19 protein-coding genes are annotated in these 19,005 nt (G+C 50.0%); 6 read left to right on the top strand and 13 right to left on the bottom strand.

Annotated elements, in window-relative coordinates:
* Positions 1 to 221: 221 nt before the first annotated feature.
* From C1752_RS21825 to C1752_RS21815, 3 genes are all read left to right on the top strand, one after another.
* A complete protein-coding gene (locus C1752_RS21825) occupies positions 222 to 2,441 on the top strand; it encodes a hybrid sensor histidine kinase/response regulator (RefSeq protein WP_158535163.1) in 2,220 nt (739 codons plus the stop codon).
* Positions 2,442 to 2,568: 127 nt separating this feature from the next.
* On the top strand, positions 2,569 to 3,459 hold the full coding sequence (locus tag C1752_RS21820; RefSeq protein ID WP_110988168.1) for a DMT family transporter: 891 nt from the start codon (positions 2,569 to 2,571) through the stop codon (positions 3,457 to 3,459).
* 127 nt (positions 3,460 to 3,586) lie between these two features.
* The gene (locus C1752_RS21815) at positions 3,587 to 4,156 is read left to right on the top strand and encodes an LOG family protein (RefSeq protein ID WP_110988167.1); all 570 of its coding nucleotides are present in this window, start codon (positions 3,587 to 3,589) and stop codon (positions 4,154 to 4,156) included.
* 268 nt (positions 4,157 to 4,424) lie between these two features.
* On the opposite strand, the gene C1752_RS21810 is transcribed toward C1752_RS21815, so the two are convergent.
* The 5 genes from C1752_RS21810 to queF form a co-directional block, all read right to left on the bottom strand.
* On the bottom strand, positions 4,425 to 5,345 hold the full coding sequence (locus tag C1752_RS21810) for a CPBP family intramembrane glutamic endopeptidase (protein ID WP_110988166.1): 921 nt from the start codon (positions 5,343 to 5,345) through the stop codon (positions 4,425 to 4,427).
* Between the two features lie 206 nt (positions 5,346 to 5,551).
* On the bottom strand, positions 5,552 to 7,030 hold the full coding sequence (locus C1752_RS21805) for a leucyl aminopeptidase (RefSeq protein WP_110988165.1): 1,479 nt from the start codon (positions 7,028 to 7,030) through the stop codon (positions 5,552 to 5,554).
* A gap of 172 nt (positions 7,031 to 7,202) precedes the next feature.
* The gene (gene menA / locus C1752_RS21800; RefSeq protein WP_110988164.1) at positions 7,203 to 8,108 is read right to left on the bottom strand and encodes a 2-carboxy-1,4-naphthoquinone phytyltransferase; all 906 of its coding nucleotides are present in this window, start codon (positions 8,106 to 8,108) and stop codon (positions 7,203 to 7,205) included.
* Between the two features lie 2 nt (positions 8,109 to 8,110).
* A complete protein-coding gene (gene ubiE, locus C1752_RS21795) occupies positions 8,111 to 8,827 on the bottom strand; it encodes a bifunctional demethylmenaquinone methyltransferase/2-methoxy-6-polyprenyl-1,4-benzoquinol methylase UbiE (protein ID WP_110988163.1) in 717 nt (238 codons plus the stop codon).
* Positions 8,824 to 9,252 carry a preQ(1) synthase gene (gene queF / locus C1752_RS21790; protein WP_110988162.1) on the bottom strand — a complete coding sequence of 143 codons (429 nt, stop codon included), beginning with the start codon at positions 9,250 to 9,252 and terminating at the stop codon, positions 8,824 to 8,826. The genes ubiE and queF overlap by 4 nt, the downstream gene beginning before the upstream one ends.
* Positions 9,253 to 9,365: 113 nt before the next feature.
* On the opposite strand from queF, the gene C1752_RS21785 reads away from it, so the two are divergent.
* Together C1752_RS21785 and C1752_RS21780 are read left to right on the top strand one after the other, a co-directional pair.
* Complete coding sequence (locus tag C1752_RS21785) at positions 9,366 to 10,583, top strand: HhoA/HhoB/HtrA family serine endopeptidase (RefSeq protein ID WP_110988161.1); 1,218 nt, start codon at positions 9,366 to 9,368, stop codon at positions 10,581 to 10,583.
* Between the two features lie 7 nt (positions 10,584 to 10,590).
* Positions 10,591 to 11,994: a phospholipid carrier-dependent glycosyltransferase gene (locus tag C1752_RS21780; RefSeq protein ID WP_110988160.1), complete on the top strand. Its 1,404-nt coding sequence runs from the start codon at positions 10,591 to 10,593 to the stop codon at positions 11,992 to 11,994.
* A gap of 74 nt (positions 11,995 to 12,068) precedes the next feature.
* On the opposite strand, the gene C1752_RS21775 is transcribed toward C1752_RS21780, so the two are convergent.
* The 3 genes from C1752_RS21775 to C1752_RS21765 are packed head-to-tail and all read right to left on the bottom strand — an operon-like array spanning position 12,069 to position 14,247.
* Entirely contained in the window at positions 12,069 to 12,890 is an 822-nt protein-coding gene (locus tag C1752_RS21775; RefSeq protein WP_110988159.1) for a helix-turn-helix domain-containing protein, read from the bottom strand.
* Positions 12,887 to 13,666, bottom strand: a complete 780-nt coding sequence (locus C1752_RS21770) for a pseudouridine synthase (RefSeq protein WP_110988158.1) — start codon at positions 13,664 to 13,666, stop codon at positions 12,887 to 12,889. Before C1752_RS21770 ends, C1752_RS21775 begins: the two co-directional genes overlap by 4 nt.
* An 11-nt stretch (positions 13,667 to 13,677) precedes the next feature.
* Complete coding sequence (locus C1752_RS21765; RefSeq protein ID WP_110988157.1) at positions 13,678 to 14,247, bottom strand: YdcF family protein; 570 nt, start codon at positions 14,245 to 14,247, stop codon at positions 13,678 to 13,680.
* Positions 14,248 to 14,565: 318 nt separating this feature from the next.
* On the opposite strand from C1752_RS21765, the gene C1752_RS21760 reads away from it, so the two are divergent.
* The gene (locus C1752_RS21760; protein WP_110988156.1) at positions 14,566 to 15,408 is read left to right on the top strand and encodes an alpha/beta fold hydrolase; all 843 of its coding nucleotides are present in this window, start codon (positions 14,566 to 14,568) and stop codon (positions 15,406 to 15,408) included.
* Positions 15,409 to 15,425: 17 nt separating this feature from the next.
* Here the strand turns inward: C1752_RS21760 and C1752_RS21755 are convergent, their stop codons facing one another.
* The 5 genes from C1752_RS21755 to carA form a co-directional block, all read right to left on the bottom strand.
* Positions 15,426 to 15,686, bottom strand: coding sequence for a DUF1816 domain-containing protein (locus tag C1752_RS21755; RefSeq protein ID WP_110988155.1), 261 nt, complete (start codon positions 15,684 to 15,686; stop codon positions 15,426 to 15,428).
* A gap of 91 nt (positions 15,687 to 15,777) precedes the next feature.
* Positions 15,778 to 16,560 carry a 23S rRNA (guanosine(2251)-2'-O)-methyltransferase RlmB gene (gene rlmB, locus C1752_RS21750; protein WP_233501816.1) on the bottom strand — a complete coding sequence of 261 codons (783 nt, stop codon included), beginning with the start codon at positions 16,558 to 16,560 and terminating at the stop codon, positions 15,778 to 15,780.
* A gap of 255 nt (positions 16,561 to 16,815) precedes the next feature.
* Positions 16,816 to 17,256, bottom strand: coding sequence for a Mini-ribonuclease 3 (locus C1752_RS21745; protein WP_110988153.1), 441 nt, complete (start codon positions 17,254 to 17,256; stop codon positions 16,816 to 16,818).
* A gap of 21 nt (positions 17,257 to 17,277) precedes the next feature.
* A complete protein-coding gene (locus C1752_RS21740) occupies positions 17,278 to 17,634 on the bottom strand; it encodes an STAS domain-containing protein (RefSeq protein ID WP_233501810.1) in 357 nt (118 codons plus the stop codon).
* A 130-nt stretch (positions 17,635 to 17,764) separates the two neighbouring features.
* Positions 17,765 to 18,928: a glutamine-hydrolyzing carbamoyl-phosphate synthase small subunit gene (gene carA / locus C1752_RS21735; protein WP_110988151.1), complete on the bottom strand. Its 1,164-nt coding sequence runs from the start codon at positions 18,926 to 18,928 to the stop codon at positions 17,765 to 17,767.
* Positions 18,929 to 19,005: the final 77 nt, after the last annotated feature.

Here is a 19,005-nt window from a genome sequence, read left to right as displayed (position 1 = left end):
AGCCGGCTTTTCGCCGCTGGTTCTTAACAACACACCATGACTAACGCTTTCTCTTGTCCTGTACTAAGGTTGGTAGCAAGCAAAGTTGTTTGATCTTTCAAGGTAATCGAGTAACCAAGACTGATGGCGAGGTGAGTCACCAACGGTAGATGCAATGGGTATGATTTCGAGCTTTTATTGCCACTGCCTTATTGATGCAAGTAAGCTCACAGAGAGAAAATATGGCTGTCTCACTTCCAAGCATCACAATCCTTCTGGTGGATGATTCAGAGATTGACCGAGCTGTTAGTCGTCGATATCTAGAGTCTGCAGAAGCAATTGACTATAAAATCTTTGACTGCGGGTCAGGAGAAGAGGCTCTCACCTTTTGTCAGCAGACTTGTCCTGACGTTATTTTGCTTGACTATCTATTGCCTGATACAGATGGACTTGAATTGATGAGTGCCCTTAAGCGGCAGCTAGAGTTACTACCGCTGATTATTCTTTTGACGGGGCAGGGGGATGAAGCCACTGCTGTAGAGGCAATGAAGAGCGGCGCAAAAGATTACTTCATCAAGGGGCAGCTCACAGCTGAAAAGTTAGTTAAGTCAGTTGCGAATCTTGTCACCGCCCGAAATCTACGGGTACAGTTTCAGCGTCAGCGTCAGCAAGGTGAGCTGCTCACTCGTATCGCGCTGAGCGTGAATCGGATGGTGGAGCTGCCTCAAATCCTGCAGACAGCGGCTGATGGAGCACGTCAGTTATTAGGTTGCGATCGCATCCTGATTTATCAATTTGAGCCTGATATGAGCGGTACAGTCGTGGCAGAATCCGTCCTGGCAGAGTGGACAGCAGCCATAGGACAGCACCTCGAGGATAACTGCTTTCAAGGCGAGCAAAGTCATCAGGCTGAGAAGTATCAACAGGGCCATACACTAGCGATTTCTGATGTCGAGTCGAGTCACCTGTCTGCTTGTCATCTCAATCTGCTGCAGCGGTTTCAGGTGAAAGCGAACTTGGTCGTGCCGATTCTGTTCGCAGAGACATCAATGGATGGATCCAAACTTTGGGGACTTCTGATCGCGCACCATTGTCAGGCTCCTCACCGATGGTCAGCAGTCGAACAGGAATTATTGAGTGACTTATCAGTGCAGGTTGCCAGCGCCATCCAGCATGCCGAGTTAATCGCGAATCAGCAATTAACCCTTAAGCAACAGCAAGAGACCAGACAAGTCTTGAGAAAGGCCCAAGAACAAATCGGGCAGTTTTTGCAGTCAGATCTGATCGGGATTCTGTTTGGCAATATCAGTGGCAAGGTTCAAGAAACCAATGATGAGTTCTTGCGGATCATTGGCTACAGTCGCCAAGAGTTGGAGGCCGGGACAATTCGCTGGGATAAGATAACCCCCCCTGAGTTATTAGCAAAAGACCATGCTGGCATTGCCGAAGCCCAACGTAACGGAAGCTGCACCCCCTACGAAAAAGAATATATCCGCAAAGATGGCAGTCGAATTCCCGTTCTGGTTGGCTATGTGCTTTTGGGAATCGATCGCACAGAGAGTATTGCCTTCGTTCTTGATATCACGGTGCGGAAGGGGGCAGAACAAGCACTACAGGCTGCAAAAAATGAGTTAGAACAGCGGGTTCAAGATCGCACAGCAGAGCTGACACAGGCCAATACTCAGCTTCACGCTGAAGCTGCTGAACGGCTTGAACGAGAGCAACAGCTTCGCAAAACAGCCCATCAACTGGAGCGCTCGAATCAGGCTCTCAAGGATTTTGCCTATGTCGCCTCCCACGACCTGCAAGAACCGCTGCGAAAGATTCAAGCTTTTGGCGATCTTCTACAGAAAAAGTACAGTTCTCAACTCGATGAGCAAGGACAACGCTTTATAAATCGAATGCAGAGTGCTGCAAACCGGATGCAAATTTTGATTCGAGACTTGCTGGCCTACTCTCGACTGAATACAAAAGTTCAGCCATTTATCTCAGTGAATCTCAACACAATTCTGACAGAAGTTCTAGCAGATTTAGAGACGAAGATTGAAAAGACGGCTGGGCATGTTGAGGTGAGTCACTTGCCTTCATTGGAGGCCGCTCCTGTGCAAATGCGGCAACTCTTTCAAAACTTGATTGGTAATGCCCTCAAGTTCCATCGTCCTGACATCCCTCCCCGAATCACCGTGTCTTACGTAGAGGTCGATCAAGCCGCAGAAATTCAGATTAGAGACAACGGTATCGGGTTTGATCTTCAATACCTTGACCGCATTTTTACGCCCTTCGAGCGTCTTCATCTTCAGTCAGACTATGAAGGAACCGGCATGGGACTCGCGATCTGCCGTAAAATTGTTGAGAATCATGGTGGTGAGCTTACGGCAGTCAGCCCTGATAACGAGGGCGCTACCTTTGTTCTGACCCTGCCCTATACTCAGCTGAATTCTGTTGCCCTAACCTCGCCTTAAGATGGCCGCTTGAAAGGCCTGCCGCTTCTTCCTTCCATAATATTTTTCAGGACCACCAATTTGTGAAGTTCAAAGTGAAGGCAGAACCCAGGTTTCAGAACTTCTGGAGTGCAAACAGAGCCATTTGATGCAGACCCATCTGACTGGGGAGCTAGCGGCGTTGAGTGCGGCATTTCTATGGGCGTTAGCTTCTGTTGTTTACGCCCGTATTCAGGCTTCACCCCTAGCGATAAATTTGGGAAAAGGGATAGTTGCGATCGCACTTCTAACGCTAACCCTCATTTTCCAGGGAGGGCTGGCTCCCGATCTTCCGAGTCATAGCCTTTTGCTGCTCCTTCTCAGCGGTGCTATTGGCATTGGCTTTGGGGACTCTGTTTATCTAGCCGCACTGCGGGCCTTGGGTGCCAGACGAACGCTGTTATTTGAAGCTTTAGCGCCTCCCTTAGCAGCCGTTCTAGCATTGTTATTCCTGAACGAAGAACTCTCTAGCTGGGCTTGGCTGGGCATGAGCCTCACTATTGCCGGAGTGACTTGGGTGATTAGTGAACGGTCTTCACAGCTTCAAGAGCAGGGGCGCGATCGACGCTGGGGAATTGTCTACGCGCTACTAGCATCAATGGCTCAGGCTAGTGGTGCGGTTTTGTCTCGGGCTGCGTTAGTCGATACGCCTCTGAGTCCGACCTGGGGAGCCTTCTTGCGCCTTTGCAGTGGCGTTTTTGTATTGGTGTTGTGGGGGCTAGGGCAAGGGAAGCTGAGGAGTTGGGTGCTGGAGTTGCGATCGCAACATCTACTCCGCCAGCTCTGTCTCGCAGCTTTCGGCGGCACCTACTTAGGCATTTGGCTGCAGCAGATTAGCCTCAAGTATGCCGAAGCGGGCATTGCCCAAACCTTAACGGCCACCAGTCCTCTATTCGTCTTGCCCATTGCCATTTGGCTGGGCGAACGTGTCAGCATCAGAGCATGGCTGGGAGCCGCCACTGCCGTTACCGGCGTTGCTCTACTACTGTGGCTGCAGTAGCTGATAGCCCTGTGGGGCAGCAATGTACGACAGCTTTGCTATATCCCAAAAGAGAATCGAGAATTGTGTCATTTGCCACCAAAAGCGACTGATAGACTGATTTTAGTCATACACAAGCACAATTTACATGAAAAGTATCTGCGTCTACTGCGGCTCTAATTTCGGAGCACGCGATAGCTATCTAAGCGCTGCGAAACGACTCGGAGAAGAGATGTCAAAGCGTCAAATCAAGCTTATCTACGGGGGCGGTAACGTTGGCTTGATGGGAGCAATCGCTGATTCCGTTCTCGGCGCGGGTGGAACTGTAATCGGTGTCATCCCAAAAGCACTAGCACAGAAAGAAGTTGCACACGAAGGACTCAGTGATCTACGAATAGTTGACTCTATGCACGAGCGTAAGTCCCTGATGGCTGAGCTTGCAGACGCATTCATTGCCCTTCCTGGCGGATTAGGGACTTTAGAAGAATTCTGTGAAATTGCGACATGGGCGCAGCTTGGCTTCCAAGACAAAGCTTGCGGACTACTGAACATTGATGGCTTCTACGATGGGCTGCTTTCGTTTCTCGATCATGCAACAGATGAACAGTTTATCCGCCCTGAGCACAGACATATCGTTCTAACAGAAACAGAAGCCGATAAACTTATCGACAAGCTTACTCAGTTCAAGGCTCCTACTCTATCGAAGTGGACGAGTTAATGGCATTGAACAACAGGCTTTGATTAGTTGCAGCCCTGATCATGAAGTAAATTGCCCTCAAATATGTTGAAAAGGCTAATCCACATCACAGAAGAGCGTCTTCAACAGTGAAGGCATTTAAGAAATTGGTTCGCTCATTATTGCTGTTGTACACAGGAATTGAAAACTGCTGTATAGCAATACGCGGCTGAGTTGGGACAGCCCTTCTTTAGCAGACATGATGTTCAAGCATTTTGATGTCCGAATCAATACGCGTACCGCTATATCTCTAGGTTTTAAGAGAGAGTTTGGCTGCTCGCCGTTCCAGACGCCACTCTGTAAGCATTTGCGCCACAGATCGCAGACAGAGGAACAGCCCGCCGCCAATAAAAATGAGTAAAGAAGCCAGAAGCACATAGTCCACTGGGGTCAGAGTCACCTGTTCTAGATCAGAAAAGCCATTGGCCTGCAGTCCTGCCGAGCCAAACTTCATCAGGCTAAGCGGGAAGATTGCGCAAAAATTGTGGAATCCGTGAGCAAAAACCGCCCACCAAAATCCGTGTCTGAGGCGAATAAAGGCAAAGAAGATGCCTGCTGTTATTTGCGGCATAACGATCAGCGGTGCCACAACATAGGTTTTAGCATCAAAATTAAAAATATGGATAGCACCAAACAGCAGTGCTGAACCATAGATTATCCAGCCGATGTACTTTGCATAGAAAGCATGGCCCGCCGCTCTCTGAACGCGATGATGGAGTAAATAGCGGACCAGCAATCCCACAGCTACAGCAAATAAAAATCTTAGCCCCGGATTCCCAACATTGATAGCAAGCAGAAGGAACGTCAGCGGCAGCGAGATATTGAACGCCGAAAACCTCAACGGCAATCGAAACATCATTTCTTCTAAAAGAGGAGCGCCGACAACAACGGCGAGCACCAGCACTAATAGAGGCGTTTTCTGCAAAAAATCACTGATCGGGTCTTCGCTGGCCCCGACCTGACCTCTCGCCGCAGAAACCATCAACAGGATCGGTATAAGAACCGCAATCATTAGACTATAGAGCCGAAGAATATCGCTCAAAATTGCGCGTCGATTGGGGCTTGGGTAAAGCCGCTCAGAATAGACAGGCCTACGCAAAAATCTCAAGAAGACGCCTAAAAGGCTCTGGGGTGCTGCGGGCAAAGTTTCGATGTCAGGAGGAAGGCTCATGCTGTTTCCAAGCGCATTGATTATGGAACGCGATATAGATGCTAAAAACGCCTGCACCCACTAATGCGGAAACCATCTTTTTATAGTGTGGACCGCGAAACAATCAAAGGCAGCAGAAAAAATGCAAAGATCTTCAGATCTTGGATCCATATTGAGACAACGGCTAACTCTATTTTGCCCCAAAGCCAACAAAGGCGAATAGGGTTCTAGGATCCCAATACCCAGTTAACCAGTGTGCGCACTGCGAAACCTGTCGCTCCCACATTGTTATAGCCGCCTTCCTTTTCAGTCCAGACCGGGCCTGCAACATCTAAGTGTGCCCAGGCCGTATCTGTGACGAACTGCTGCAGAAAAAGTGCTGCCGTAATCGAGCCACCGGGACGCGGACCCGTATTTTTCATATCAGCAATCGGTGATTTGAGACCCTCAAAATACTTGTCTTCGAGGGGCATTCGCCAGAATTTCTCGCCCGCTAAGTCAGAGGCTTGGGTTAACTCCTGGGCTAACTGATCCTCTGGGGTCCACAGACCCGCAATATCGTTTCCTAAAGCCACAATGCAGGCTCCGGTAAGAGTTGCTAAATCTACAATCGCATCAACCTCTAGCTTCTCAGCAAAGACAAGGGCATCCGCCAGCGTCAAGCGCCCTTCAGCATCGGTGTTATTAATTTCAATCGTTTTACCGTTCGACGCCGTGAGAATATCGCCGGGGTGCAGTGCTCGCCCACTGATCATATTTTCCGCAGCAGCCACAATAAAATGAACTTCGGTGTCAGGCTTAAGCTGTCCAATGACTTTGGCAGCGCCCAGCGTTGCGGCAGAACCAGCCATATCCATTTTCATCGTTTCAATGCCGCTGCCGCTGCCTTTGAGATTGAGGCCCCCAGAATCAAAGGTGACGCCCTTGCCAATAATGGCAAGCTTCCGCTTAGCTCCGCCAGACGGCGTGTAGGTGAGGTGAATAAATTTCGGAGGCATTTCAGAGGCTTTAGAAACGCCTAAGAACGCGCCCATCCCCTGCTGCTCACAGTCTGCTTGCTCAAGGACTTCGAGAGTAAGGCCATATTCTGAAGCAAGGGTACCCGCAGTCTCTGCAAGCATCGTGGGAGTCACGACATTGGCGGGTGCAGCCACAAGCTCACGCGCTAAGATCACGCCCTGACAAACTTGGTGTGCGGTCTTGATCGCTTCGGGCTGAGATCCAATAGCCAGCAGTTCAACCTGCTCAGGCAGGCCGTTTGTCTGTCCATTTTCTTCAGGTTCAGATTTAAACCGGTTGTCTTGATGAAGCGCAAGACCAATACCTTCAGCCATTGCCTGAGCCGATTGAGCTGCATTCTGGTTCCAGACGGGCAAATGCATCCCGACAGTTTTACATTTTTGCTTTTGTACTGTCCGAGCAATCGTTGCAGCAGCTAACCGTAGGCTATCAAGCTTGAAGTCTTCTGATTTGCCTAGGCCCACCAGCACGACAAGCCGCACGGGACTAGAGCCAGCAATCCGAGTCCAGGCTGTCTCTCCAGATTTACCTTTGAATTCTGATGTATCTACTAAGTCCTGCAGCAGACTCAAGCGGTCGGAATCAGCATTGAGCGCCTGGAGATCAACGGCATCTTCAAAAAAGCCTAAGCCGAGGCAATCACCAGCCCAATCAAGGGGACGGGTATCGGTTGCTTGAATTTTCATGCTGCTGTGTGCCTTAAAATCGAACGTTACGAAAGCCGCAAGGCATATGATAACGGAGTTCGCGCTCAAACAACATGATTCCAGTGCCAATCAGAAAGATCTGTGCTCCGCCTGATCGATGGAGGCAGTTAGGTTTTTAGAGGCGTAGGGAAGAGAACTCTCCGCAGAAAATTTACAGCAGCCCAGGCAGAGTAAATGAGATCGCAAATAACACCCCGCTCACAAACTGCAGATTAACGGCGAAGAACTTACAGTTGCTGACTCGCTCTGGCTGATCGTGGTAGCGCTGCACGTGCCGCACAAGCTGAATGGCAAAGGGGAGACTGGCAAACACCAGCAATGTCCAAGGAGAGAAAACACCTAACCCCACCCAGGTCAATGTCAGCAGATAAAGGCTGGCGGTGGCCCATCCTAAAACGTTAGCTCCCCGAGCCGTTCCCAAACGAACAATTGGGGATCGCTTGCCCGCTGCTAAATCATCTTTGACCTGATGGAAATGGGAGCAAAACAAAATAATTGAGGTGCTGATGCCGATGAGGGTGCCCACCGCTAGCCCCAGCGTAGAGAAGGTCTGGGCCTGAGAGTAGTAGGCAGCAGCAATGGCAAGGGGACCAAAGGTAATAAAGCAGATCAGTTCACCTAGCCCTTGATAGCCCAAGCGAAAGGGGGGGCCTTGGTAGGTGTAGCCTAAAGCGCAGCAAAGCAAGATGATGCCGATGAGGGTGGGGTCTTTTTGTTGGGTTGCGATCGCAACCACCCCCAGAACCCCTAAGGCCAAAAACACATTACTGATCCAAAACACCAACGATTGATTGCCCGTCAGATTCACAACAGAATGGGCCTTATTCTTATCAATACCGGTATCCGCATCAAAAACGTCATTACTGAGGTTCAACCAAGCAATAATCAAAATTGCCGAACCTAGGAACGTCAGATAAATCCCGAGATCAAACCGCTGCGTTTCGCTAAAGGCCACCGCCGTTCCCACCGAAATCGGGATCACCGCCACCGTATACATGGGGGGTTTGATTGCCGCCATCCATAGCTTGAACTTAGGTGCGATCGCAACCTCCTGCATCTTTATCCATCCTCCGGCTTGGTAAGCACCAACACCCCCATCATCCCACCTGAGATGGGGTAGTGAACAGCAGCAAATCCCGCATCGACCGCCAACTGAACCTGTTGAGTACCCGTAGGGAAGCGTTCCAAGCTCGGCATAATATAGGCATATTCCTCCGTTAGCCCATAGCGTTCAGCCACTGGCACCACCACAGACTGTAAATACCACTGCTGAAAGTTTTGCAGCAAAGGCTGACGAGGGCGATGAAAATCTAAAATGGCAGCTTTTGCACCCGGCTTCAGCACCCGGTGAATCTCTCGCAGACATTTAGGAATATCGGTCACGTTTCGCAACCCATACCCCATCGTGGCGCAGTCAAAAGAGGCATCTGCAAAGGGAAGCGCCAGAGCATCACCCTCAACCCATTCGATAGCCGCTCTCCGGCCCATCTCTGACAAAGGAGTCGCGCTAGCGGCCACAGCCAACATCTTGGCCGAAAAATCAGCTCCCACCACTGTCCCGCTAGGTATAACCCGCCGCGCCAGCAGCCTCGCTAAATCACCACTGCCGCAGCAAATATCCAAACCTCGATCGCCTGGTTGCGGATCCGCCCACTTCACCGCCATCAGCTTCCAAACACGATGCTGCCCCAAACTCAGCCAGAAGTTGAGGTCATCATAGACCGGGGCAATACGATCAAAAATAGCTTGAATCTCAGAAGACTCAGGAATGCTCATGATGCCTTCTGATGGCTGACCTCAATCACGGTATGGACATTCCCACGCGGAGAAAAGTCACCCTTCACCCCAATCTCCAGCGGATCGATGGCGGCCACAATATCATCCATAATCTGATTGATTGATTCCTCATGCGAAATATAGCGATCGCGGTAGCCATTGATATACAGCTTCAGCGCCTTCAGTTCCACCACTCGCTGATCGGGACTGTAGGTCAGGTGAATCGTCGCAAAATCAGGGTAGCCAGAAAAGGGACACTTGCAGGTAAATTCCGGTAGCGAAATTTGGATGCTATAGCGCCGTCCCGGTCGTGGATTAGGAAACGTCGTCAGCTCACCCTCCTCAATCGACCGCTCACCGTACTTTGGATCAGCGCTCGGGATCGGATTGGTCAATTCAGTCACAGAGGCAGATGATTGGCTCATGGTATATCAAACAGAATCAGTACGGAGAACCCAACCGGCGAGATAGAACGCGAAGATTGGAAACGATTAAACTTGTTATAGCGTAAAGCGTTGCTGCCCAATTGAGGACATCTATGAGCCAGACAGTACCGAGACGACCCTCAGCCTCAAATTGGCTGTCGTTGTTGAGCCTAATCGCTCTTTTCTGGTTCGGGTTTACTCCCCCTGCAGCCATCGCTGGTTTATCCATCGTCATCACTCACCCCGCAGCTATCCCGGTCGAAAGTGCTGAACAACTTATAGATACAGCTCAAAATTTCAAACCCCGCAACTTTATTGCCGAGGCGCTGGATACCGTTGGTCCCACCGTCGTTCGCATTGACACCGAGCAGACCATTAAACATTCCTCAACCGACTCTTTCTTCGATGACCCCTCTCTGCGTGAATTCTTTGGTCCTGGGGCATTCCCTCGCGGTCCCCACGAAGATCGGCTGAGGGGCCAAGGTTCTGGCTTCATTATTGATGAGACCGGGATTGTCTTGACCAACGCCCACGTGGTTAGCAAAGCAGACACCGTCACCGTCACCCTCAAAGATGGCCGCGAATACAAGGGCGAAGTGCGGGGCGTTGATGAGGTCTCGGATCTTGCTGTTGTTAAACTCAAAGACGTAGACAGTAGCTTACCCGTTGCTCCTCTAGGCAACTCTGAACAGGTCGAAGTCGGCGACTGGGCCATCGCTGTCGGTAATCCTGTCGGCCTCGACAACACCGTTACCCTAGGCATTGTCAGCACTCTCCACCGCACCAGCGCTGAAATTGGCATCCCTGGCAAGCGTCTAGACTTCATACAAACCGATGCCGCCATCAACCCCGGGAATTCAGGTGGGCCGCTACTGAGCGATCGCGGCGAAGTGATCGGCATCAACACCGCCATTCGAGCCGACGCCATGGGGATCGGCTTCGCCATTCCCATTGACAAAGCCAAGAGCTTAAAAGATCGACTGGTTAGAGGGGAGCAAATCCTTCATCCCTACATTGGCGTCCAGATGACCACCCTCACCCCTGAAGCCGCCCAAGAGAACAACCGCAATCCTAACTCTCCTGTTCTATTGCCCGAGACCCAGGGTGTTTTGGTCGTGCAGGTTTTTCCTAACACCCCCGCAGCCTTAGCAGGGATTCGATGGGGTGATGTCATCCTCAGCGTTGACGATCAGCCGGTGCAAAAAGCCAGTCAGCTGCAGACTCTAGTTGAGAACTGCCAGGTCGGTCAGCAGCTTCAGCTCGAAATTCAGCGCGGAGAGCAGACACAAGTATTTGCAATCCGTACCGGTGAGCTGCAGGGAGCGGCCTAACCCTCCGATGCTGAAGCCTCGGCTAGGAAAGACCTCATGGGCAATTGGCCTGGGTCTCTTGTGGATCGTTGCTTTACTGCTGCGCTTCTGGGGCCTTGATCGCTTTGACACCCTAGTCTTCGACGAAGTTTATTTCGCAAATTTTGGGCACAACTACCTTACCCACACCCCTTTCTTTGACGCTCACCCCCCCCTTGGCAAATACCTAATCGCAATAGGGATTTGGCTTCAGGGCTTTACGCCTTGGGGCTATCGTTGGATGAATGCGCTAGTCGGGTCTTTCATCCCGATCATCATTGCTGGCATCGCCTATCGTCTATCACATCGTCCACGCTTTGCCCTGCTTGCGGGGGCCTTCGCTGTCCTGGACGGCCTGCTCCTTGTTGAGTCTCGTTACGCGCTCATCAACATATATCTACTATTCTTTGGCCTCCTCATTCATTACTGTTTTCTATCCGCTTTAGAAAGCCGTCATCGCTGGCTATGGCTAACCCTATCGGCCCTCTGCATCGGTGCGACAGCTGCGGTCAAGTGGAACGGCCTCGGATTAGTTCTGGGGCTTTATCTGCTCTGGGCAATCTGTTGGACGTTAGCAAAACTCAATCTTTTATCTCCATGGAAACAGGCTGTAAGACTATCTCGCCTTTCTCCTCCCGTGGTGGCAGGCTATATGGGAAGCATCGCCCTGATCTGCTATGGGCTGATCTGGATTCCCCATCTACGACAAAATCCTGACTACAATTTTTGGCAACTCCACTACGAGATGCTGACCTATCATCATCGTGTTGGCAGCGGTCCAGACGTACATCCCTACTGTGCCCCTTGGTATACCTGGCCGTTAATGCAGCGCTCCCTCAGTTACTTTTACCAACGAGCGACCAGTCCCACAGCACGGGTCCCGATTTACGGTCCCCCTTTACCCGAAGAGAGCACACCCTGGATTTTTGATGTTCACGGCATGGGCAATCCCCCTCTATGGTGGGCCTCGACCTTAGCCATTTTATTCTTGCTCGGTCAGTTGCTGTATTGGGGATACAGGAGAATCATGACTGATTTAGGCGCCAAGGCAGGGACTGAAGCGCCCTCTGAACCAGCAGAAACAACACTGTGGGTGCCCCTATATTTATGCATCAACTACACCACCAATTTACTGCCTTGGATCCTAGTCAGTCGCTGCACGTTTATTTATCACTATATGCCTGCCGCCACCTTCAGCAGCCTAGCTGCAGCATGGATAACGGATGGATATCTTGACCATCCCAACAGAGTCCTACGGATTATAGCCATGATGATGCTATCGCTAGCCGTGTTCGGTTTTTTGTTCTGGCTTCCTATCTATCTTGGCCTACCTCTTTCGCAAGCTGACTGGAATCTACGGCTACGCCTCCACCCATGGCTCTCCTGGGTTTAGCGAGAGACTCTTGCAAAACCCCATTATTAGCCCAGCTTAACTTAAGGAACAAAGGGAAAGGCTATGAACATCCACTATCCCTCAGCAGTAATGCTTGGATTGATGGCTTGATTAGATTGATTGGTATTCTCTGGCTCAATCACAACTTCTTTAACGGCTCCCAACTTGCCCATCAACTGAGCGGGCTTTTTATTCACGGCCAAGAGGACGCCCCCAGCATTACCGGAGCGAACGACAAGTTTTTTCTGACCCGTGATTGTCCGATTAGTACCTGCCGTCAAGGTACCGGCATAGCTCTTCTGACCATCAACAAAAATCTCAATCCAAGCATCCTGCTTCACGCTTAGGTCAATACGCAAGGGGGCAGAACTGACCTTCGGAGCCGGAGCATTGGCCTTGGGCGAAGGCGAAGCTACAGCTTCCGGCGCTGGCTCCTCGCCGCCAGAAGGCCCAGAACTAGGAGCATTCACTGAGTCCCCCCCTAGAGTCAAAGCCGACTGATTAATCATGTAAGACAATCCACTACCTGCTGCCACAATAACCACGATGTATAGCAGATATAAATGGATGGGCTTTAGACTAGCACCGCTAGCCCCCTTTTTTGACTTCACGAGATTTTTCTGAGGGGCTTGGCCACCGCCCAAGCTCGCGACTAACTCTGCGCCATCAAGACCGAGGGTATTTGCAAAGCGTCGAATCATACCTCGCGTATAGATGAGTTCAGGCAGATCTTGAACACGGCCCTCTTCAATAGCGGTCAGTAGACGTGTTGGGATCAGGGTTTGTGCTGAAATTTCGTCTAAATCCATTGACTGCTGTTGACGAACCTCCCTAAGATGAGCGCCAACTTCCCCCAAGGTCATAGCAGACTTTTCCTCAAACTCTGGCGAACTCATATGGGGCACTCCTCTTGATGATATCTGGCGCTATTAGCGATCATAGGCCGTAAACGATCGACCTCACGTTGGGTTAAGTGACGGTATTTCCCACTGCACAGCAAGCCACCTGTCGGGCTTTCTAAACACACTGGCCCAATTTTGCTGCGGTGCAGACTTAGCACGGGGTAACCCAGCTGTTTTGCAATCCTACGAATCTGACGATTTCTTCCCTCTCGGAGGATAACTTCCAATTTTGTTTGATCGCCCTCTCTTTGGCAGATTGTAACCTTCGCGGGCAGGGTCTTCTGACCCGCTAGCATGATCCCCTGACGCCAACGTTTCAAAGCATCTGCCGATGGACAACCTTGAACCCGCACTTGATAAGTCTTGGGAATATGATAGCGGGGATGGGTCAATGCACAGGTCAGTTGACCGTCATTTGTAATCAGTAAAGCACCCGTTGAGTCCGCATCAAGCCGCCCAACTGGATGCAGCCCTTTGTGAGTATGATGCTGAGGCAAGAGATCGAAAATTGTTGAACGCTGTTGAGGATCATGGCAGGTTGTAATCACACCCGCGGGTTTATGCAAAAGCAAATAGACCAATTCAGGCCGCTGCTGAGGATAGATGCGGTCACCATTAACTTCAATGATGTCTCGCTCTGGGTCCGCCTTGTCTCCAAGTTGGGCAGGCCGATCGTTCAAGGTGACCTGACCGGCTTGGATCATTCTTTCTGCCTGACGGCGAGAGGCTATTCCCCATTGGGAAAGAATCTTTTGTAATCGGGCTTCCATATCCAGCGTCTTTAGGGTTGAGCAATATGTCGCTCTAAATTCATGCCCTGCAGCTCCAGCATAGGCTTCAGTGACTCGCCAGTTTGCCCCGTTGCCACCCAGAGTAAAGCCCGTCCACCATCAAATACCGCAACCTGAAGGGGTTCTGCCTGCAGTTGAGTGGGAATCGCAATCGGCTCAAAATGGATACCTCGGCTTCCTAAGATGATTTGCCCCATCCAACTAGCTCGTCGTATATGGTAATCAGAGGTCATCAAATAAACGTGGGTAATACCTTCGGACTTGAACCGATCAACGAGAGTTGTAAAGTTGGTCAGAGTATCGATTGCTTCATAGTCAAGATGAACTCGCTGCTCGTTAATTCCAGCTTGTTCGAATACCCACTCAGCATACTCAGGATTACTTCCGCCTGATACCCAAATAGGCAAATCTGGGTGCTGCTGGGCAAACTGAGCGGCAAATCGTTCCCGATGCGGTGCACCCCCTAAGACTAAAACGGCTTGGGGTTCTACTTTAGGTTGCTGCTGCCAATAGAACCACCCAAGTAGCAGTCCGAAACTAACAAGCCCCAACCCCTTCATTTTGACTGACCAATAAGTCACAGGGCTTAGACGATTGAAGTATGCATAGAAATGCAAATATGTAAGGCTAAATTATTGAGATGAGCGGCTACATGAACCCTCTAGCTAGGTGTACTTACAACTAACTCACAGAACAGAATTCTAACCTTCAAAATCTAAGTCTGCCCTACTGAGTTTCTGTAACTCCATTGTCGCGGACTCAATTTGTAAAAGTCCGAATATTCGATGTTTTCTTAAGATTGCTGGTCCTTCGTTAGAAAACTGGAAGAATTCTCAACCGGCCTGTTAGATTATTAATCATTTTGAGGCAAGAAAGTCGTGTCGACTCAATCAACAGCATCTTTAGCGGTCAGCGTTCAGGGTGAGGGAGTTCCGATTCTCTGCCTACATGGACATCCTGGCTCGAGTGCAAGCCTATCAGTCTTCACTTCTACTCTGTCGCAGCATTACCTTACGATTGCGCCCGACCTGCGAGGCTATGGTCGCAGTCAGACTCAGTCGTTCTTTGAGATGTCAGATCATCTGCGAGATTTAGATGTCCTCTGGGATCAATATCATCTCAACGACTGCATTATTCTGGGCTGGTCTCTGGGCGGCATTCTAGCGATGGAATTAGCGTTGCGGCATCCTGGGAAGGTAAAGGGACTGATTCTAGTTGCAACGGCAGCACGACCACGTAGCAAACACCCCCCAGTGAGTTGGCGCGATAATCTGTACACGGCAATTGCGGGTTTAACTAATGCCGTCTGTCCCGCTTGGAAGTGGAATATCAAGACCTTTGGTCAGCGATCGCTGTTCCGGTATCTCATTCGTCGTCATACAGCAGTTGCTTATCAATACCTCGCTCAAGAAGCTCTACCGGCCTACCTCAAAACATCAAAGTGGGCCAATCAGGCTTTGAACAATGCCCTGCGAACGGGGTATGACCGCCTTGACAAGCTAGATAGCATTCGCTGTCCCTGTCTAGTTTTAGCAGGAGAATGTGATCTTCACATCACACCTCAGGCGAGCCAAGAGACCGCTCAACATTTGTGCAACAGCCAATGGATCTGCTATCCAGAGACAGCTCACCTGTTCCCCTGGGAAATTCCAGAAAAGGTGCAGCATGACATTAACGTTTGGTTGCAGCAGCACCCAGAGCTGTCCTTTAAGGAACAATAATCAGCACAACCCCTACCTCAGAGCTCATATGTGAGCTGAGTTGGCTTGCAGCGCTGTACCACTGCAGTGACCCCCTCAGCCTGCTCCTGCTCTAGATCTTCAACGTAGCCTGAGATAGTGCCGTAGGCTTCTTGTTGGTTGAGAAAAGGACCAAAGTAGTAAACGCAATTTGGGGTGCGCGTCGTTACTCTGACCCACCAAGCTAAACCTAAACGATTGGAGAAATCTGCGAGGCGGCCCGATAAACCTGTGGAAGATACATTTGCTGTAGTGCCCAAGAAACGCTCCTCTTCCTTCTATAAGAACTTTAGGATCAGTAGTTTGATGCTAGATTAACTCTTTTTTCGTGTTTTTACATTATTTAACACTCTAGACAGCCTCATGGGAAGAAGCAGAGCTGGGTGTTGAAGAGGGCAAATGTAGACGCTGTAGCCAGCGTTGTCGATAGACCTCATAGAGGGCCATGCTTGTAGCCACAGAGGCATTGAGACTGGCTGTTTTACCCTGAAGCGGAATCGAAACGAGCTGGTCACAACGATGCTGAGTCAGCAAGCTCAAGCCGTCTCCCTCTGCACCGACAACCAAAACAGTTGGTCCCGTAAACTTTATGTCTGGCAATGTGTCCTGGGCAGTAGCTGCCAGCCCATAAATCCAGAAGCCTGAGGTTTTTAATCGCTCCAGTGCTTGATTTAGGTTGACAACCCGAGCGACCGAGAGCGTCTCTAAGGCACCTGCTGCGACTTTTGCGACAACAGAAGTGACACCTGCCGCCCGCCGTTGAGGGATCATTAATCCCTGAGCACCCAGAGCCTCTGCCGACCGGATAATAGAGCCCAGATTGTGGGGATCAGTAATACCATCAACAGCAATTAAGACCGGATCGTCCCGCTCAGAACAGGCTTGCTCAACGAGTTCATCAATGGACAAATAGGTATAGGCAGCCATCTGAACGGCAATACCTTGATGATTAGCATAATCAGTTAACTGATCTAGACGGCGGCTATCCACTTCATCAATGACAGCCCCTTCCGCCTTTGCCTCATTCAGTCGTGTGTGAAAGCGGGCATCGTAGCGTAGACGTGGCAAGACCCAAACTCGGTTGAGTTGCCGCTTCCCTTCTAAAGCTGACAGGACTGGATGCCGACCATAGATGAGATCTGTCTGCCCATCGTCCGTTTCATCTTTCTGTTCAGACTTGACAATGGGTTTAACTGTCGGTCGCGGACTATGGCTCTTTATCCTTATCTGATGCCGAGAAGGCCTGTCTGACCTATCCTTGCGTCTCGGCTTTCCCCGCGCTATCTTCGGCTTATCCGGCCGGGAACGATTTTGATGTTTTTGCGATTTAACCATGTTTGATCCCAAATCATAAAAGTCTAGGTTTGCTGGCCTTATCTCTTGCTCAGATCAGACTCGCTCTTCTGATGAGGAATTAGTCAATGGGGTGACGTTCATCTGACTTACGTTGCGAATATGAGTTAAGACTTTGTCTAGCCGCTGGGGATCGGTGAGATAAAGATATCCAAGTAATGCTTCAAGACCTGTAGCTTGCTGGTAAGTCCCTAATTTGATTCGCTTGGGTTTACCTGATGCAGCGTTTCTGCCTCGCCGTACAATATCAATTTCAGAGGGCATTAGGTATTCTGATAAAAGGTTCATAACCTGCGCCTGAGACTCAGCGCAAACATGAGAAACAACCCGCTGGTGGTAGGCTTGCAAACGGCTAGGTGGGTAAAGATACTGGGTTCGAACAAAGAGTTCGTAGACTGCATCTCCGATGTAAGCCCATGCAGATGGAGAAAGTTTCTCTACCTCACCTGCTGAGCGCGGTGGTTGATTATGTACCACAGATGAAATTACAAGAATCTGCTATTTACTAGGTACATTTTCAATGGCAACGTCTACGCCTGTCTGTAATGACAAGAATGTCTCTAGACGAACTAATTTAACCGTCTGGGTGACTCTTGGATTGGTCACGATCTGAAAAGAGCCCTTAGCTGTTTGCGCTTTTTTAGCTAACTGCACAAGGACACCCAAGCCAGAACTGTCGATAAAGTCAATTTTAGATAAGTCTAAAATGACGTGGTTTGGACCATCATCTAAACATTTAGTCATGACTTTACGGAAAACAGGTTCAGAGAACGCATCGAGCAAGCCTGTCAAGCGGAATAGCTGGTAATGGTCCCTGATATCACGCGTCCCCCTTAGGCTTACGGTCAGGGTCAACTGTTCTGGGATAGCGCCCTCCTCAATCTGTCTATAGATACAATCTTTTCTGCTGAGGCACTAGTATAGGGTCTTTACCAACTTGTTGCAATAACCGTAGTAAAAGCTTCCTACTTAGAAACAGATTAGCCTAGGCTTCTGCGACAGACTTTGCCCTTGAGGCTTGCATCTCTTCAATAAACTGACCAAATAGATAATCGGCATCATGGGGGCCTGGACTGGCTTCAGGGTGGTACTGCACCGAGAACAACGGCAAGGAACGATGACGCAACCCTGCAATGGTCTGATCATTGAGGTTGAGATGCGTCACATCTACCTCAGCCTGATTCATTGAATCAGCATTGAGGGCAAATCCATGATTTTGACTTGTGATCTCTACCTGTTGAGCAATCCCTGCAGGCTGATTGAGGCCTCTGTGACCAAACTTGAGCTTGTAAGTCTGAACACCGAGGGAAAGACCTAACAGTTGATGGCCTAGGCAGATCCCAAACATGGGTTTTTTATGATTTAGAAGTATTCTTGCTGTGGTGACGCCCTCTGTCACGGCTGCCGGATCTCCGGGTCCATTAGAAAGAAAGATTCCGTCAGGTTCGTGTTTAAGAATCTCTTCTGCAGAAGTATCTGCGGGTACAACAATTACTCGGCAGCCATAGCTTGCCAATCGCTTCAAAATGTTTCGTTTAATGCCAAAGTCAATGGCAACGACGACAAAGGGATGCTCTTGAGCGTGACTGGTTAGAGGTGCCGCAAACTCCCACTCCTTTGCTGTGGGTTCTAACCACTCGTAGGTGTCTGGGGTTGTAACCCTCTGAGCTAGGTTAAGACCTGCCATTTCTGGCGCAACCATAACCTGCTCTAGTAGCTCACTTGGCTCTAAAATTTCGGTTGAGATGGCTCCGTTCATGGCCCCTAGAGAACGAATTTTGCGCGTCAGAGCACGCGTATCAATACCGTAAATTCCTGGGATGTTGTGGTCTCGTAGATACGCTGATAGCGATTGAGCTGTGCGCCAGTTGCTCGGATGCTCACAAATATTGCGGGCAATGGCACCGCTGACCTGCGGTCTAGCAGATTCTTCATCTTCTGGATTGACGCCGGTATTGCCCAATTCAGGGTAGGTGAACGTTACTAATTGGCCGCAGTAACTCGGATCGGTGAGCACTTCTTGGTAACCTGTCATTCCAGTGTTGAAGACAACTTCACCAATCGTGGTGCCAACCGCACCGAAGGACCATCCTCGGTAGGATGTACCATCTGCCAACATAAGAAGAGCTGGTTTTGCATCTGCAAGCATGGTGGTTATCGCAAAATTCTTATTTGTGGTGAGCGGAATGCGCTATCAGAAGTTCATTCGAAGCTCTGTAGACTGCT

This window comes from Acaryochloris thomasi RCC1774 (genome assembly GCF_003231495.1).
GTDB lineage: Bacteria > Cyanobacteriota > Cyanobacteriia > Thermosynechococcales > Thermosynechococcaceae > RCC1774.
The sequence above is the reverse complement of the archived record's forward strand: the minus strand, read 5'-3'. Positions and strand labels throughout refer to the sequence as shown.